The sequence below is a fragment of the Streptomyces sp. NPDC001843 genome (genome assembly GCF_042891955.1).
Lineage (GTDB): Bacteria > Actinomycetota > Actinomycetes > Streptomycetales > Streptomycetaceae > Streptomyces.
In genome coordinates, this window is the sequence record NZ_JBIATQ010000002.1 from 1 (window position 1) to 15,602 (window position 15,602).

Here is a 15,602-nt window from a genome sequence, read left to right on the forward strand (position 1 = left end):
TAACTCACCCCGGAGCCGTTCCACCTCCCCCAACCTCATACCAGGACAATGCCCACCACCAGCCGAGATCACCCAACGTAACGAAGCACTACTAGGGCCTGTCCGATGGGTCATGCGACTTGGTGGGTTGCGGCCCGAGGTGCGCCAGGGGCGTGAAGATTCGGGTGCTGTAGGTCGCGGCTGCGGACGCCTTAACCCGGGTTGCAGGTCAGTCCTTCGCTGCAGGCTCAGCCTCCGGCAGCGCCGGATGGTCGGTCGGATAGAGCCCGGCCGCGAAGCCGTACACCACATCGCCGCCGCGCGGGAGTTGTGTGTAGTCGTTGGCGAGTTCCAGGACCCGCGCCCAAAATTCGCGGGCCTGCTCCCGCGGGATCCGTACGTGCCGCACAATCGAGGAGAGTTGATCTGCCTGATGTGCGGGGGCCGACTCGGCGGCGGCCGTGGCGAGATCGTTGTTGCAGTACGGCGTGGCGTCCCCGTCGGTCGGACTGATCGTGCCGATGCGGAAGATGCGCGCGGTGCGGCCGTAGTAGCGCTCTTCGATGGCTCGCACCCGGCGGGTCCGCACGACCTTCAGCAGCTGGGCATCCGCCAGGGCGCTCACGTGGTGCGCAACCGTGCTCTTGGGGCGGCCGAGTGCGGCGGCCAGTTCGCTCACGGTCGCGGCGCGTTCGAGGAGCAGCTCGAGGATGGCGTTGCGCAGCGGGTTAGCCAGTGCGCGCAGCTGGTCCGGGGCTGTCACATCTGTGACGTCGGCAAGGTCGTAGTCGGGGAGGCGGGTATTGTTCGACACCTCTCGATTATTCTAAAGTTCCGGATCATTCGCTACCCACAAAGGGGTCGGGCATGACAGAGGTCGTACTGTTCCATCACTCGCAGGGGCTGACCTCCGGAGTCGCTGCTTTCGCCGATGAACTCCGCGCGGCCGGCCACACCGTCCACACGCCCGATCTCTTCGAAGGGCGAACGTTCGACTCCCTTGAGGTGGGCATGGGCTACGTGGAGCAGGTCGGATTCGGCGAGATCACCGAGCGCGGTGTCCGCGCGGCCGACCAGCTGCCGCGGGATGCCGTTTACGCTGGCTTCTCACTGGGTGTACTTCCGGCCCAGAAGCTGGCGCAGACGCAGGCGGGCGCGCGGGGCGCGCTCCTGTTCCACGCCTGCATCCCGGTGTCGGAGTTCAGTGCGGTATGGCCTGCCCGTGTGCCGGTGCAGGTACATGCCAAGGAAGCTGATCCGTTGTTCACCGAGGACATCGACGCTGCTCGCGCGCTCGTCTCCGACTGCGCTGACGCGGAGATGTTCCTGTATCCCGGAGACCAGCACCTGTTCGCGGACAATTCGCTGCCGTCCTACGACCCGGACGCTGCCAAGCTCCTGACCCAGCGGGCGATTGAGTTCCTCGGCTCGCGCTAGGTCATTGGCGGGTCATGCGCGAAGCCAGAGGCACAGGGCTGCGACGGTCACGGTGCCGTAATAGACGTATGCCCTCTTGTCGAATCGCATGGCCACTGCCCGGTTGACCTTCAATCGGTTGATCAGCCGCTCGATCTCGTTCCTGCGGACATAGCGTGCCGCATTGAAGCCGGTGGGCCTGCCGCCGTTACTCCCACGGCGTAGGCGGTGGGCCTGCTGGTCTCGGCGTTCGGGGATGGTGTGCTTGATGTGACGACGCCGCAGGTAACGGCGGTTGCGGCGTGATGAGTACGCTTTGTCGCCGCTGAGATGGTCGGGCCGGGTGCGTGGATGGCCGCCGTCCGGCCGGGGCACACGAATGCGCTCGAGAACCGGGATCATCTGGGGGACATCACCCCACTGACCGGGGGTTACCAGCATGGCCAGAGGCCGCAGACCACCCTCACCTGCCAAGTGAATCTTCGTTGTCAGGCCGCCGCGCGAACGGCCCAGCGCCTCATCGGGGCGGTGCTGAGCGGGCGGGGTGCGCTTGCCCGGTTTCCGCGGTGTCTGTTTGCGTGCGCGGGCGGCGTGCTGATGAGCACGGCACACAGTGGAGTCCACACTCACCATGGACCAGTCGATCCGACCATCAGCGTCGGCGTCGGCCTGGGCGGCCCGGAAGATTTTCTCCCAAGTGCCGTCCGCGGGCCAGTCCCTCCAAGGGATGCCGGTCCGTATGCGGAAGAAGATCCCATTGATGACCTGCCTGTGTTCCTTCCACCGGCCGCCTCGACCGGTGTTCTTCGGCAAGTGCGGCTCTAGCTGGGCCCATTCAGAGTCGGTCAGATCACCCCGCTCCACATAGCGTTGAACGATCGGCAGTCCAGCTCGTCACTGACCCATCGGACAGGCCTTAGCCGTATGACGGTCCTGGTCGTCAGCCCGGGCCCGAGCGACAGGCGTGGCGGGCGATAGCAGCGTGCAGTTCGCCCGTGATCGGATCGGGCAGGGCGGCGCCGAGTCCGTGCTGGATGAGTTTTTCGGCGATCACAGACAGTTTGATGTTGGTGTGCTGGGAGATCTCCCGCAGCACCGGGATGATCCGCGCTCGGTGGAGTGGCGCGGGGGCCAGCCCCATCAGTGGAGCGCCGCGTGACGACAGCTCCGAAGCGCCGTCGGGAGGTGAGGGCGCTGGCCGGGCGGGCAGGGCCCTCGAGCGCGCTTGCCGGGGGGCGGATTGTGCATGTGTCGCCCTTCGCAACGACCCGGCCGTCGGCAGGACACGCCGACTAAGTTCCGGGCGCTCGATATGAGGGGACCTTGGTCGAGTGCTCGGGTCGGAGAACGGCGGTGTTCAGTTCCGGGGTCGAGCGCGCTGGTGGGGGAGCAGCGGCCCCGTCTGGGCCGGTACGGCTGCCAGCAGCGTGTTACTGCATCTGAACTTGTTGGGGTCCCACAATCACCGGACTGACCGTCTCAGTCGATGCTGTCCCCGAAGCGAATTGGCTCGGGAGACAGCAGGGACTGCGGACGCCCTGCAGTCGATCCGACACGACGGCAGGCTCCGCCATCGGCGACAGCATCGGTTCGCCGCCCATGACGCCCTGTCAGGAAAGTCAGCATTGGGTCAGCATTCGTCCGGCCAAAGCTGCCCACACATGCCCACACGTCGGAGACGCGGACAGACCCGGTAACGTCCGTGCCGCGGTATCCGAAGGGGCTTCGGGAGCCAACCCTCGGCGTTGAGAGGTAGCAGGGAAGACGGCTCGAACATCTCGGCTGCAAGCCTGCATTTTCCCAGGTCAGCGCACTCTTCCCCGTGGTTTCAGGGGTACTGCCGGCAGTGTCGGCGCCGGCAACGGAGCCCCGTCGTAGCCCTTGACCTCCCCGAAACGTGTCCCTTTCATCCAGTCCTCTCGGGCCTGTACGATCTCATCTTGAGACCGGGAGATGAAGTTCCACCACATGATGATCTCCTCGGCGAACGGCTCACCGCCCAGGAGCATGAGCCCGGCGTCCGACTCGGCCCGCAGCGGCAGTTCGGTGCGTCCGCAGCCGAGGTAGAGCATCGAGCCGGGCAGTACGGGAACCCCGTCGACGTGCACCTCGCCGGACATCGCGAGGACTCCGTACTCGAAGTCGGGTTCCAGGGGCAGCCGGAGGTCTGCGCCCCGGGTGAGGGCCAGGTCGGCGCCGACGATCGGCGTGAACGCGGTGCCGGGGGAGGCCGAACCGTCCAGGTCGCCGAGGAGGACGGTCGCGGTCAGACCCGGTGCGGTCACCGTGGGCAGTGCCGGATGGTGCTCGAACATGGGCTCGGTGTGGCGGTGGGTGTCGGGCAGTGCGACCCAGAGCTGGGCGCCGTGCAGGAAGCGGGCGTGCGACCTCGGGCTCTCCTCGGAGTGGCTGATCGCCCGGCCCGAGGTCATCAGCCCCAGCTCCTTCGGCCTGATGGTCTGCAGACTGCCGGTCGAGTCGCGGTGCAGCACCTCGCCCTCGTGCAGCCAGCTGACCGTCTGCAGTCCCATGTGGGGGTGTGGCGGCACCTGCATGCCGGGTTCGTCGGCGATGTCGTCCGGGCCGTAGTGGTCGACGAACGCCCAGGCTCCGATCATGCGCCGGCCCAGGTTCGGCAGCAGCCGGCGTACCTCGGTCGACTCGCCGAGCCTGACATTGCGGGGGCTCAGCAGCTCGCGGACGGGCTCGGCGACGACGAATCCGCGGCCACCGCACACGCTCGGTACGGGCGCGCGGTCAAGGTTGCTCATGACCGCCAACCTAGCGGTCGGCGGACCCCCGTGCCGAGTGGTCAGCCGGTCGTGGTGAATCCGTCGCGGACGGTGTCGAGTACGGGACGGAAGGTGTCCCACCGGGCGTCGGGGGCCGAGAGGTAGAGGTCGTACTCCCGGCCGCCCTCCCGGCCGTAGCCCAGGTCGGCGGCGCGGAAGAGGCGGGCACGGCCTTGGAAGGTGAATTCCCAGATCGCGGCCGGCTGCCCCCGGAACGTGGTCCGCTGCATGCGCAGCCTGCGGTACGTCGGGTAGTTGACCTTGGTGTTGGTCTCGATGTCCGCGAAGTGGGCCATGGGGCTCTCTCCGGCGGGCTCGACCATGCCGATGGTGATCCCGGCCAGACCGGTGGGGTCGGCGTAGGTGACCTCGTCGCCGGCGCCGGCACGGGCCTTCCATCTGTCGGGGACGGGGAAGGAGACGCCGAGCCGCCGGTCGTGGACCAGGTGGTAGCCCGTGGGCACGGGGGAGGGGGTGGCACTCGTGGTCGCGGTGGCCGGGGTGCTCGCTCCGTGGTGCCCGGTGGCGTACAACAGCGCGGTGACGGCCGCGGTGGCGAGGACCGCCGCCGTGGCCCCGAGGACGAGGCGCGCCCGGCCGACCCGCCGCCTGCGGCGGCCGTGGCTTCGCGGCCGTGACGGGTCGGCCTCCGGCCGGCCGGGAGGCAGCCCACCCCTCGTGCCGTCCGACAAGGCGGCTGTCAGGGCTTCCCGGGTCTGCTCCGCCGAGGGGCGCCCGCCGGGGTCCTTCGTCAGCAGGGCCTCGATGACCGGCTGCAGCCGGCCGGCCTGCCGCATCGGCTCGTGCGGGGCGGCGGTGATGGCGTACGCGGTCTCCATCGCGGTCTCCCGGCGGAACGGCGGCCGACCCTCCACCGCCTGGAACAGCGTCACACCCAGCGACCACAGGTCGGAGGCCGGTCCGGACCGGTGTCCGCGGATCCGCTCCGGTGCCATGTAGTCGATCGAGCCGACCATCTCACCGGTCCGGGTCAGGGTCGAGGATCCGTCCGTCAGCGCGATCCCGAAGTCCGTGAGTACCACCCGGTCGCCGGTGCCGAGGAGAACGTTGCCGGGCTTGACGTCGCGGTGCAGGACGCCGGCGGTGTGGGCGGCGGCCAGGGCGGCGGTCATGCCCAGGCCGATCCTGGCGACCTCCTCGTACGGGAGGGCCGCGCCGTCCTTCAAAAGATCGCCGAGCGTGGGGGCCGGGACGTACTCCATGACGATGCAGGGCCGCCCGCCGTCGTCGACCACGTCATGGACGACGATCACATTGGGGTGGACCACACGGGCGGCGCTGCGGGCCTCGCGGCGGGTGCGCTCGTACCGGGTGGCGAGCTCGTCGTCCGACAGGTGCGGCGGGGCGTGCAGCTGCTTGAGCGCGACCTCACGGGCGAGCACCTCGTCCTCGGCCCGCCACACCGTTCCCATGCCGCCCCGGCCGATCCGCTCGGTGAGCCGGTAGCGTCCGGCAAGGAGCCGCCCCTCGTCCGACACCGCCCTGTCCTCCGTCTGGTGTGCCCCCTTCGTCATCCCGCGTCACCTTAGCCGCCGGTATGCGGCCGACTGCCCCGAGTGTGCGCGGGTTCACGCGGGGCGGGGTTCCCGGGCCTGCCGACATCAGGCGCGGGAACCCCGGTGCGGGGACGGCGTCAGCGCGCCGTCAGCTTCCACAGGTGGTCGGCGGTGCCGTTGTCGGTCCACTGCAGGACCTGGGCGCCGGAGGCGGTGCTCATCTGGTCCACGCCCAGCAGCAGGCCGCTGTTGTAGTTGGCGATCTTGTAGTAGCCGTCCCGGGCCGGTATGACCTGCCACAGATGGTCAGCGGTCCCGTTGTCACCCCAGATCAGGGCTGTGCCGCCGTCGGTCGTGCTCATCTGGTTGATGCCGAGCAGCAGACCGCTCTTCTGGTTGACGATCTTGTACAGGCCCGAGCCGGCGGCGACCAGGGTCCAGTTCTCGTCGGTGCCCGTGGTGGACGTGGCCTGCGCCACCGAGGTGCCCTGGGCGGTGCCCCCGTTCAGGGTGTCGAGGGCCAGACCGCTGTTCTTGTTGGTGATCTGGTAGCGGCCGGCGAGCGAGGTGTTCGTGCCGCTCGGGGTGATCACCAGGTGGTAGCCGTCGGAGGCGTTCATCGCCACCGGCACGGTGATCGAGCCGCCCGAGACGGTGTAGTCGGCGTCCGAGACGGTGATCGGGCCGGGGGAGGCGGTCGTACGGCCGGTGTTCGGGGTGTACTCCAGCTTGACGTGGACCGTGCTGCCGAAGGCCGGCAGCGACGAGAGTCCGTTGACGGTCACCGCGCAGGAGCCGGTGCAGCCGCCCGCGATGACGCTGATCTGGTTGCCGGAGCTGTTGCGGGACGCGATGCCGTCGATGCCCGTCTGAGCGGGTGGCGTGGTGGGGACCATGCTCCCCGACATGTCGCCGTACCACTTGTACATCCAGTACGAACCGTTCGGCGAGCCGCCGGTGTCGGTCAGGGTGTCGCCGAGGGTGCCGTAGTGGTTCCAGAAGGCCAGCTCGGCGTCGTGCACCCCGGCCCGCTCGAACTTGGCGACATAACCGATCAGGGCGCCGGGCACGCCCATCTCCGCGGGCTTGGCGTACTCCTCGATGGCGATCGGCCGGGGGCTGATACCCAGGCTCGACTCCAGCGCGCGGTACGCCGACACGTGCGCCGCGATGTCCTTGCTGCCCTGCAGCTCGTGCCAGGAGATGATCTCGGGGACGGTGCCGCTCGCCTTGGCGTCGGTGAGGAACGTGCTCATCCAGGACTGGTTCCAATAGGAGTGACTGGGCCCCTGTATGGGAGTCGTGGCGTCCTTGGCGCGGACCTCTTTGTACGTGCGCGTCCAACCCGCGTCGAAGGCGCCCGCATTGGCCGTGTCCCACGTCCAGTCAGGCTCGTTCCACAGCTCGTACGCGGCGATGTTCGTGGCGCCCGACGACCGCACGGACGCCACCTGCTTGTCGACCGCCGACAGCCAGTCGCTCCAACTCACCCACTTGTAAGGGAAGTTCGGGTACCAGTCCGGCATACGGACGACAACCTTGGCGCCCGCGCCTGCCGCCTTGGGCGCCACGACGAGCGCGTCACCGGCGGGCTTGGGTTCGCCGTTCGGCAGCTGGGAGCCACCCGGGGCCATCTGCACGAAGGTGTTCGGCTGCAACGGGGTGACCAGGCTGTCGGCGGGGGTCGAGGCGTCCGCCAGGCCGTAGAGGCTGCCCGTGGCGACATGGGTGACGGGGCGCAGGGTCCGGTCGGCGCTCACGATCAGGGTGGTGGAGGCGGTGGGCGACGCGTGTGCGGGGGCGGCGGTGGCGACACCGGCCGCGAGGACGGCCGTACCCAGCGCGGCCGTCAGACGTACGGATGGTCTTGTGCGGCTCATGACAGGGATTCTCCTCACGGAGAGAGGGGGATGGGAGAGGTGGATCAGTCCTTCACCGCGCCCGCGGTCACACCCGCGGCCACGTAGCGCTGGGCGAGGACCAGCAGGACCGCTGCGGGGACGGAGGCGACGACGGCGGTGGCCATGATCGCGTTCCACTCCTGGTTGTTGTTGCCGATGTACTTGTAGATGCCGAGGGTGATCGGCCGCATGTCGCCGCCGCCGTCGAGGGTGTTGGCGAAGACGAAGTCGGACCAGGCCCACAGGAACGTGAAGAGCGAGACGGTGACGAGGGCGTTGCGGCTCAGCGGCAGGACGACCGACCAGAAGGTGCGGAAGGTCCCGGCGCCGTCGATGAGCGCGGCGGCGGTCAGTTCACCGGGGATGCCCGACATGAACGCCGTGAAGATCATGACGCCGAACGGCACCGCGATGGTGGAGTCCGCGACGATCAGTCCCCACCAGGAGTTGAGCAGACCGAGGTCCAGGAAGGTGCCGTAGAAGCCCATCGCCATGACGATCCCGGGGATCATCTGCGCGATCAGCAGGGCGAGGCCCAGCACACCGCCGCCGCGCGGGCGGAGTTTCGCCAGCGAGTAACCGGCCGGCGCGGCGAGGACGAGAGTGAGGGCGACCGTGCCCAGACCGATGAGCAGGCTGGTGCCCAGATAGGGCAGCTGGTCGTCGAGGACGGCCTTGTAGCCCTCGAAGGTCGGGTGCAGCGGCAGCAGGTCGGGCGGGCTCTTGCGCATGTCCTGCTGGGGAGTGAGGGACACGTTCAGCATCCAGTACACCGGGAACAGCATCAGCGCGGTGAGCAGGAGACCGATGACGGTGTGGAGCCGGCCCCTCGCGAGGGACTTCACGCTTCCTGCCTCCTTTGGACGCGGACGTAGAGCAGACCGAAGACCAGGGCGATGAGGATGAGGATGTTGCCGACCGCCGCGCCCGGGCCGAACTTGGGCAGCAGCGTGCCGAAGCCGAGCTGGTACGACCAGGTCGCCAGGGTCGACGAGGCGTCGCCCGGGCCGCCCTTCGTCATGATCCAGATCAGGTCGAACACCTTGAGGGTGTACACGAGCCCGAGCAGCAGCGTGATCGCCGACACCGGACGGAGCAGCGGGAACGTGATCCGGCGGAACTGCTGCCAGGCGCTCGCCCCGTCGAGGGCCGCCGCCTCGTACAGCTCGGCCGGGATGTTCTGCAGCCCGCTGTAGAGGATGACCAGGTTGAACGGGATGCCGATCCAGATGTTCGCAACGATCACCGAGGTCAGCGCCCAGTCCGGCGAGGTGAGCCAGCCGACCGGGCTCACGCCGAAGAAGTGCAGGAAGTAGTTCACCACCCCCGACTCGCTGTTGAACATCCACGACCAGGTCGACGCCGACACGATCAGCGGCAGCAGCCAGGGGATCAGGAACAGCGCCCTGAGGACCGCCGACAGCCGGAAGCGCCGGTTGAAGAACACCGCGAGCGCCAGCCCGATGACGTACTGGAAGGCGATCGACACGAAGGTGAAGACCATGGTGTGCCGCATCGCCGGCCCGAACGTCGGGTCGTCCAGGACCTTTCGGAAGTTGTCCCAGCCGGAGAACGGCGCGTCGCCCGTGACGAACGAGCGGACGGTGTAGTCGCGCAGGCTCAGATCGAGGTTGCGGTAGAGGGGGTAGACGTAGAAGGCGGCGAGATAGGCGAGCAGTGGGGCGACGAAGGCGAGCGCGGTCAGCCTGCTCCTGCGCCGCTGACGCCGGCGCAGGAGCGGGGTGTCTCCGCCACTCGTCCTCGCCACGGCCGGCGCCCGGCGCGGGCGGTCGACTCGGGCGATGGTCATGTCGGCCTCAGCCCTTCCCGGCGCTCGCCTGGGCCGTGTCCAGCGCGGACTTGGGACTCTTGCTGCCGGACAGGGCCGACTGGACGGCGGTCCACATCGGCTGCGAGATGGTGGGGTACTTGGAGCCGAGGCCGCCGCTGGTGCGGCCACGGGCGGCCGCCACGGCGGACACCCACGGCTTGAGCTCGGGGTTCTGCTTCACCTGTTCCGCCTGGACCGTCGACGTGGGTGCCACGTACGTGAGCGTCGTGTCGGTCGCGAGGAGGTTCGCGTCGCTGGTCAGACAGGTGACGATCTTCTTGCTGATGTCGTAGCGCGCGGTGTCCTTCTGTACGGGCACGGTGACGAACTCGCCGCCCGTGGGCACCGGCGCCGAACCCCCGTCCTGTGCGGGGATGTTGATGACGCCGTAGCCGAACCCTGCCTTCTGGGCGTTGCCGAGCTGCCAGGTGCCGTTCTCGCCGAACGCGTAGGTGCCGGTGGCGAACTCCTGCCAGCTGGTGGTCTGCGTGTTCTGCAGGACGTCCTTGGGCGCGTAGCCCTTGTCCACCCAGTCCTTCCACAGCGACAGCGCGGCCACGCCCTTCGCGGAGTTCAGCTTGGTGAGGTCGGCGCCCGCACCCCAGAACCAGGGCAGGAACTGGAAGCTGCCTTCCTCCGTGTTGATCGCGGAGAAGGTGATGCCCTTCTTCCCGGCCGCCTTCACCTTCTTCAGGGCCGCGTTCAGCGAGTTCCAGTCCTTGATCGAGGCCGGGTCGACCTTGGCCGCGGACAACACCTTCTTGTTGTAGTAGAGGGCGAGGGTGTTGGCGCCGATCGGGACTCCGTAGGAGGCGCCTTCGATGGTGCCCGCGCCGATGATGTTCTTCTGGATCGAGGCCGTGTCGAGCCCTATGTCGCTCGTCTTGTTGAGGATCCCCGCGTCCACGAGCGTGGAGACGACCGGGTTGTCCACGAGCATCACGTCGGGCGCGTTGCCCTGCTGGGCCGCGAGCAGCGCCTTGTTGCCGAGATCGGTGGTGTCGTACGCGGTGCGCTTGACGGTCACCCCGGCCTTCGTGCCGCACTGGCTGACGAGCTTGCCCCACGGTGAGGAGGCGTCGAACTGCGGGTAGGGGTCCCAGAAGGTGTACGTGCTCCCGGACGCCTTGGAGGAGCCCGAGTTGTCGGAGCCGCCTCCACAGGCGGTGAGGGAGGCGAGGGCGCTGACGGCGGCTGTCGCGGCGATCAGGGTGCGGCGGGTGGGTGTCACGGGGCTGACCTCGTTGTCTAGGAGGGTTGTTCAGGAGGTGGGCAGCCAGACGCGCATGCTGCCGTCTTCGCGGTTGGCCCAGGCGTAGTAGGGGATGGCTGTCAGTTCGACGGGCTCGCCGTGCGCCGAGGGGGCGTCGCCGGCGGTGGCGTACGGCCACCAGCCCGGGTCGGGGATGTGTCGCCGCCGACCCGCCGCGACAACCGTCGTGACCCCGCCGAGCAGGTCCGGGCGGTGCTTCACGGCGAGCGGGCGGGTGGTGTCGACGACGACGTCGTCCAGTCCGCCGCCGGGGTGGTCGACCTGCTCCAGGCAGTACACGAGCGGGCCCCGCTCGATCGCCACGCAGCCGCGTACGGCGTCCACCCGAGGGTCGGCGGCCGTGAGACGGGGTTCCAGGCCGAGCTCGAGGACGACCTGGTCGCCGGGGGACCAGGTGCGGGTCAGCCGCAGCCAGCCGTCGGTGACGGGGGAGCCGTACGTCTCGTCCCCGCAGCGCACCCGGTACTCCCGGCACCACTGGGGGATGCGCAGGGAGAGCGTCCAGGGGCGGTCGGCGGGGGTCTCCTCGACGACGAGGGCGATCGTGCCGTGCCAGGGGTAGTCGGTCTCGCAGCGGACGGTGATGCCGTCGGTGGCGTAGTCGCCGTCGACGTACTGGTGGATCTGCAGGCCGCCCTCGTCGCCACTGGCCAGGTAGTGCTCCAGGGAGGCCAGCAGCCGCATGACGTTGGGCGGGCAGCAGGCGCAGCGGAACCAGCGGGTGCGGCGGGCCGACTGGTCGCCGCCGGGGTCGGTGTGGCCGTCGCGGACCTGGAGCGGGTTGACGTACAGCCAGCGTTCGCCGTCAAGGGAGACACCGGCCAGGAAGCCGTTGTAGAGGGTCCGCTCGATCAGGTCGCTGTAGCGGGCCTCGCCGGTCAGCAGGGCCATGCGCCAGCTCCACTGGACCGAGGCGATCGCGGCGCAGGTCTCGCAGTAGGCGCGCTCGTTGGGTAGTTCGTAGGGGTCGCCGAAGTCCTCCTGGTCGTGGTGGGCGCCGAGACCGCCGGTGAGGTGCGTCTTGGTGGTGGTCATGGCCTGCCACAACCGCTCGTTCGCGGCACGGAGTTCGGGCTCGCCGGTCTCGGTCGCCAGGTCGGCTGCCGCGGCGAGCAGGTACAACTGCCGTACGGCGTGGCCCTCGACGTTCGCCGCCTCGCGCAGCGGGACGCGGTCCTGGCAGTAGGCCTCCCCGCCGAGCAGGCCATGGCCGTGGCGGTCGACGAAGTAGCCGGCCAGGTCCAGGTAGCGGCGCTCGCCGGTCTCCCGGTACAGCTCCACCAGGGCGGTCTCCACCTCGGGGTGGCCGTCGATGCCGTCGAGGGGCTTCCCGCTGCCGGGCGGGCCGAAGACGGAGTCGATGTGGTCGGCGAACTTCCGTGCCACTTCGAGGAGTTCGGGGCGGCCCGTGGTCCGGTGGTGGGCCACCGCCGCCTGGATCAGATGGCCCGCGCAGTACAGCTCGTGGCCCCAGCGCAGGTCCTGGTAGCGCTCGCCGCCCTTGACCAGCTGGAACCAGGTGTTGAGGTAGCCGTCCGGCTGCTGGGCGGCGGCGACCAGGGAGACGATCCGTTCCACGTCGGCCGCCAGCTCCGCCGGACCGCCTTCGGCCAGCTGCCAGGACGCCGCCTCCAGCCACTTGTAGACGTCCGTGTCCACGAACGGGTAGGCGCCCTGGAACTCGCCCCGGGCCGTGCCTGCCGCCAGCCGCAGGTTGTGCAGGTTCCCGGCGGACTCCAGCAGGCCGGGGCCCTGGGGGAGGGACACCCGGGCGTTGGTCTCACGGCGGGCGTACCAGAAACCGGCGTCGATGCGGGCGGCCGCGGGGCGCAGTGCGACCTGGGCGTCGAGGCCTGGACGGACCGGGCCGGCAGGGCCGATGGGGGACGACGGGGCGGAGGGTGTGCGGGGCATGGCTCTCCGGGGTGGTGGCGGGGCGAAGTCCGGTGTTCGGGCGCGCACTTACGGCGTATGGGGTGGTCGCCCCCGGCGGTGGGACGGAGATTGTTTGGGCAACCGTTTTCTCGTCGTGAAAGTAGAGGGCAGCGCGGAAGTCCGGTCAAGAGGCACGGCAAGAGATTTTTCAGTTTGCCCACTCGCTTGGCAGCACGGCGCGCAGGCTGTCACCATGGCAGGCGTCGCCGTCCCCAAGGAAAAGGTTTGCCCGTGACCTCTGCTCCAGGCTCCCCCCTCACCGGCCGGGCCCGGCTCGCCGACGTGGCCGCGCTGGCGGGCGTCAGTGTGGGCACGGCCTCGAAGGCGCTCAACGGCGGCGGCCGGATGCGTCCCGAGACCCGGCAGCGAGTGCTGGACGCGGTGGAGGCGCTCGGCTTCCGGCCCAACCAGCACGCGCAGAGCCTGCACAGCGGGCGCAGCTGGACGGTGGGCCTGATGACGACGGACGGCATAGGCCGGTTCAGCACACCCGTGCTGCTGGGTGCCGAGGACGCGCTGGGCGCCGGGAAGATCTCCGTACTGCTGTGCGACACCCGGGGCGACGCCATCCGGGAACAGCACCACCTGGCCACCCTCACCGACCGCAGGGTGGACGGCATCATCGTGGCCGGCCGCCGCACGGACCCGCGTCCACCGCTGACGGGGCTCGACCCCTCGATCCCCGTGGTCTACGCGCTCGCCCCGTCCACCGACCCCGCCGACACCTCCGTCGTCACCGACGACCGGGGCGGCGCCCACCTGGCCGTCGAGCACCTGCTGGGCACCGGCCGCACCCGCATCGCCCACGTCACCGGCCCCGAGCACCACCAGGCCGCCCGCGACCGCGCCCGGCATGCCGTCGAGCACCTGGAGGCCGCCCAACTCGGCCCGGCCACCGGCCGGGTGCACTACGGCGAGTGGAGCGAGGCCTGGGGCCGGCGAGCCGCCGATGCCGTGCTGCGCACCGCCCCCGACACAGACGCCTTCTTCTGCGGCAACGACCAGATCGCCCGCGGCGTGGCCGACACGCTGCGCGAGCGGGGCAGGGACGTGCCCGGCGACATCGCCGTGGTCGGCTACGACAACTGGGACACCATGGCGCTGGCCTGCCGGCCACCGCTCACCACTATCGACATGAACCTGACCGAGATCGGCCGCATCGCCGCCTTGCGGCTGCTCCAGGCCATCGACGCCGATGCCGAACCGGGCGTCCACACGGTGCCGTGCCGGTTGGTGGTGCGCGAGTCGAGCTGAAGCGTCGCCTCGGATCCCTCGCTCCGTGGTTGCCCACCCTGGGTGGGCGCCGGGCCGGTCCGGTGCGACGCGCGGTTCGGCCGCGCCGGCACGTTCGCCGGTCAGGCCGGGCGGCGGAGGGGGGTGGTGCCGGTCGCGGGGCGGCGGGCGTGCCACCGGCGGCGCGGAGGCGTGCCCCCCTCGGGCAGACCTACGGCTGGGGAGTTCGCCTCCAGGAACTCATGTGCGGGGGGCACGGCTCGCGGGCCGGGCGGGCCGCCGGTCGGCCCGCGAGTGACACCGGCCGACGGCGCGGGGCATGCGGCGGCTACTACCACAACCGCCGAACTCGCGTCCGTCTGCGCATGGTTCAACGTCGGCCGGGCCGGTCGGGGCGTGTTCCCCCGTGGAGCGTGCCCCGCTCTCCTCAGTACGTCGACCGGGGTGCCGCGGCCGTCATACCGGCTCTTCCAGCCGGGGTTCGCCGGTCTCCGGTCGCAGGATGCCGGTAACCGATCCGGCCAGCGCCACCAGCAGCACGGCGACGCCGGTGAACAGGCAGACCGTGGTGACGCCCAGCCCGGCCGCGGCCGCGGTGGTGGCGGCCGCGCCCAGTGGGCCCAGGGCCGATTGGACGGTCCAGAACGACGAGGTGACCCGGCCCAGCAGATGCCCAGGGGTGACCTCCTGGCGCAGCGACATCGAGCAGATGCCGGCGATGCCGGTGCACAGCAGTTGGACCGTCACCAGCGCCGCCACCACCGGGACGGTCCGGGACACACCCAGGCAGGCGACGGCGAGGCCCGCCACGGAGAAGGCGCCGATCCAGCTCACCCCGAAGCCCAGGCGGCTGCGCACGCGGGCGACCACGGACGCGGCGGCGAACGTGCCGACGGTGCCCACGGCGAGGACATAGCCGACCGTCGCGTCCGGGCGGCCGAGCTCGTGCTTGACCAGGTAGACCACGAGATCCGGCAGACCGTAGGTGAGGAAGGTCAGCAGGGTCAGCAGGACGGTCAGCGGGCGCAGTACCGGATGCGTCCACAGGAAGCGGGCGCCCGTCATGAACTCCCCGCGAACCCGCCCGCGTTCGCTCCCGGTGGGTGGCGCGGCCACGACGCCGAACCGGACGAACCCGAGGCCCAGCGCGGAGATCGCGAACGTCGCGGCGTCGATGCCGATGGCGGCGGCGGGACCGGCCGCCGAGGCGACCAGACCGGCGAGCGCCGGGCCGAGGGCGCCGGCGACCGCGAAACTCGCGTAGAGATGGCCGTTGGCCCGGGTGATCTGCTCCGGTGGCACGAGCGCGGGCACCACGGTCACGTAGGTGACCTGGAAAAGCATCGAGAAGACCTCGGCGACCGGCACGACGAGGTAGACCAGCCACACAGGTGTGGCGAACGCCCAGACCAGCGGGAGGAACAGGTACAGCAGACAGCGTGCCGCGTCGGCCGCCATCAGCAGCCGCCTGCGGTCGACCCGGTCGGCGACCACACCAGCGAACAGCCCGGTGAGGATAGAGGCGACGCCGGTGAGCGCGGTGACGGCGCCCATCTGGACCACCGAGCCGGTGCTGTGCAGCACCAGCAGCGGGATCGCCACGTAGGAGAAGGAGTCACCAAGGGCCGACAGGGTCTGGACGACCAGGAAGACACGGTAGGCGGGATTGCCCCATAAGGCAGGACTATCGCGCTCCGATGACGTCAAGCCCGTCTCCCCTGTCGA

General features: G+C 69.9%; 13 protein-coding genes. 2 read left to right on the forward strand and 11 right to left on the reverse strand.

The window, feature by feature from the left end; genetic code table 11:
- Positions 1-208: 208 nt before the first annotated feature.
- Complete coding sequence (locus ACFYZQ_RS05480) at positions 209-793, reverse strand: ArsR/SmtB family transcription factor (protein ID WP_389141932.1); 585 nt, start codon at positions 791-793, stop codon at positions 209-211.
- 53 nt (positions 794-846) lie between these two features.
- Between ACFYZQ_RS05480 and ACFYZQ_RS05485 the strand changes: the two genes are divergently transcribed.
- Positions 847-1,416: a dienelactone hydrolase family protein gene (locus tag ACFYZQ_RS05485; RefSeq protein ID WP_389141934.1), complete on the forward strand. Its 570-nt coding sequence runs from the start codon at positions 847-849 to the stop codon at positions 1,414-1,416.
- Positions 1,417-1,428: 12 nt separating this feature from the next.
- On the opposite strand, the gene ACFYZQ_RS05490 is transcribed toward ACFYZQ_RS05485, so the two are convergent.
- The 9 genes from ACFYZQ_RS05490 to ACFYZQ_RS05530 form a co-directional block, all read right to left on the reverse strand.
- The gene (locus ACFYZQ_RS05490; protein WP_389141936.1) at positions 1,429-2,259 is read right to left on the reverse strand and encodes an IS5 family transposase; all 831 of its coding nucleotides are present in this window, start codon (positions 2,257-2,259) and stop codon (positions 1,429-1,431) included.
- A gap of 76 nt (positions 2,260-2,335) precedes the next feature.
- Positions 2,336-2,491, reverse strand: coding sequence for a hypothetical protein (locus ACFYZQ_RS05495; RefSeq protein WP_389141938.1), 156 nt, complete (start codon positions 2,489-2,491; stop codon positions 2,336-2,338).
- A gap of 709 nt (positions 2,492-3,200) precedes the next feature.
- Positions 3,201-4,166 (reverse strand): pirin family protein, encoded by a 966-nt coding sequence (locus ACFYZQ_RS05500; protein WP_389141940.1) that lies wholly within the window; start codon positions 4,164-4,166, stop codon positions 3,201-3,203.
- A 41-nt stretch (positions 4,167-4,207) separates the two neighbouring features.
- Positions 4,208-5,722, reverse strand: a complete 1,515-nt coding sequence (locus ACFYZQ_RS05505) for a serine/threonine-protein kinase (protein ID WP_389141942.1) — start codon at positions 5,720-5,722, stop codon at positions 4,208-4,210.
- A 119-nt stretch (positions 5,723-5,841) separates the two neighbouring features.
- Positions 5,842-7,584, reverse strand: coding sequence for an RICIN domain-containing protein (locus ACFYZQ_RS05510; protein WP_389141944.1), 1,743 nt, complete (start codon positions 7,582-7,584; stop codon positions 5,842-5,844).
- Between the two features lie 44 nt (positions 7,585-7,628).
- Positions 7,629-8,390 carry a carbohydrate ABC transporter permease gene (locus ACFYZQ_RS05515; RefSeq protein WP_389143184.1) on the reverse strand — a complete coding sequence of 254 codons (762 nt, stop codon included), beginning with the start codon at positions 8,388-8,390 and terminating at the stop codon, positions 7,629-7,631.
- Positions 8,391-8,446: 56 nt separating this feature from the next.
- Positions 8,447-9,415 carry a carbohydrate ABC transporter permease gene (locus tag ACFYZQ_RS05520; protein ID WP_389141945.1) on the reverse strand — a complete coding sequence of 323 codons (969 nt, stop codon included), beginning with the start codon at positions 9,413-9,415 and terminating at the stop codon, positions 8,447-8,449.
- Positions 9,416-9,422: 7 nt separating this feature from the next.
- On the reverse strand, positions 9,423-10,667 hold the full coding sequence (locus ACFYZQ_RS05525) for an extracellular solute-binding protein (protein WP_389141947.1): 1,245 nt from the start codon (positions 10,665-10,667) through the stop codon (positions 9,423-9,425).
- A 30-nt stretch (positions 10,668-10,697) separates the two neighbouring features.
- The gene (locus tag ACFYZQ_RS05530) at positions 10,698-12,623 is read right to left on the reverse strand and encodes a glycoside hydrolase family 127 protein (protein WP_389141949.1); all 1,926 of its coding nucleotides are present in this window, start codon (positions 12,621-12,623) and stop codon (positions 10,698-10,700) included.
- Between the two features lie 252 nt (positions 12,624-12,875).
- Here ACFYZQ_RS05530 and ACFYZQ_RS05535 point away from each other — a divergent pair, with 252 nt between their 5' ends.
- Positions 12,876-13,898 (forward strand): LacI family DNA-binding transcriptional regulator, encoded by a 1,023-nt coding sequence (locus ACFYZQ_RS05535; protein WP_389141951.1) that lies wholly within the window; start codon positions 12,876-12,878, stop codon positions 13,896-13,898.
- Between the two features lie 435 nt (positions 13,899-14,333).
- Here ACFYZQ_RS05535 and ACFYZQ_RS05540 read toward each other — a convergent pair whose 3' ends face one another.
- Positions 14,334-15,584, reverse strand: a complete 1,251-nt coding sequence (locus ACFYZQ_RS05540) for an MFS transporter (protein WP_389141953.1) — start codon at positions 15,582-15,584, stop codon at positions 14,334-14,336.
- Positions 15,585-15,602 lie beyond the last annotated feature (18 nt).